We start from the raw sequence: 1,227 nt of genomic DNA on the forward strand, positions 1-1,227 counted from the left end.
CCGCCGCGCGCGTATCAACCATGAGGATGCGCCCGGCCTCCAGCACCACCGCGCCATCGACAATCACGCGCCTTGCGTCATCCATCGTCACGACGTGGCCCGCGGCAAGGATGCGGGGGGCCGTGGCCGCGTTCTCGGTCGGGGTCATGGTCATGTTCCCTCCTTCATCAGGTCTGCAGCCCGCTCGGCTATCATGACCACCGGCGCGAGCGTGTTGCATGTCGGGATGACCGGAATGACCGAGGCATCGGCAATCCGTAATCCATCCACCCCACGCACGCGCAGCGCGGGATCGACAACGCTCATGTCATCCGTTCCCATGGCGCAGGTGCCGCAGATATGGAAAAACGTGGAAAGGCTCTCGCGCACGAAGGCTTCACGCCCGGCCCGGTCCAGCCGGTGGGCGGGGGAAGCGGGACGGAGCACCAGAGCCCGGAACGCCGCGCTTTCGGCCAGGTCGAACACCGTCTCGACGGCGGTGGCCAGCGCCCTGAGATCGTCCGGTTCAGCCAGGAATTCGGGCTGTATTTCCACCGCGCCATCGTGTCGGGGTTCGAGCAGGCGCATGTAGCCCCGGCTTTTCGAACCCATGAGCCCGGTGAGATGGCGAAGCTGTTATCCGGAATATCATACCGCGCCCGCAGGTCGGGTGTGGCATGCGGGCGCTGGACGATGAAGGCATGCAGGTCGGGCGCCCGCAGGGCCGGATCGCTCTTCCAGTTCATCATCGCCCCGCCGCCCTGGTCATGGATGGGGCCAAGCGGCGCGCGGGCGACGAAGTTCATTCCCTTGAGCAGGGGATGATCCTGCAGGTTCATGCCTACGCCCGGCAGGTCCACCCGTACCGGCACGCCCAGCCGCTTCAGTTCGGCCGCCGGGCCGATGCCCGACAGCAGCAGGAGCGTGGCGTATCAATCGCCCCTGCCGTCAGCACGACTTCCCGCATGGCGGACAGCACCCGCGCGGCGCCGCCACTCACGACACGCACGCCGGTACATGTTCCCTTTTCCACCACCAGCGACGTAACCTGCACATCGGTCAGCAGGGTCAGGTTGGGCCAGCCCCGTGCCGGGCGCAGGTAGCCACGGCTCGTGCTCCATCGCTCCCCCTGCGCGATATTGAGGTTGGCGAGGCTTGCGCCCTCATTATCGGGGCCATTGCCATCCTCCAGCACGGGAAAGCCGCATTCCGCCGCCGCCGCAAGCAGCGCCCGCGCAACGGGATGGG

2 protein-coding genes are annotated in these 1,227 nt (G+C 67.1%); both read right to left on the reverse strand.

The window, feature by feature from the left end; all coding sequences use genetic code 11:
- Nucleotides 1–150 precede the first annotated feature (150 nt).
- Nucleotides 151–591, reverse strand: a complete 441-nt coding sequence (locus tag JCM25156_RS27210; protein ID WP_025814131.1) for a GMC oxidoreductase — start codon at nt 589–591, stop codon at nt 151–153.
- A gap of 271 nt (nt 592–862) precedes the next feature.
- Nucleotides 863–1,227, reverse strand: a 365-nt coding sequence (locus tag JCM25156_RS27215) for a GMC family oxidoreductase N-terminal domain-containing protein (protein ID WP_407637135.1), incomplete at its 5' end; no start/stop codon positions are given.

Source organism: Komagataeibacter kakiaceti JCM 25156 (genome assembly GCF_000613305.1).

Bases quoted from the DNA above. Each gene is read 5' to 3' on its own strand.
- JCM25156_RS27210 (WP_025814131.1), bottom strand. From the start codon at position 591: ATGGGTTCGAAAAGCCGGGGCTACATGCGCCTGCTCGAACCCCGACAC.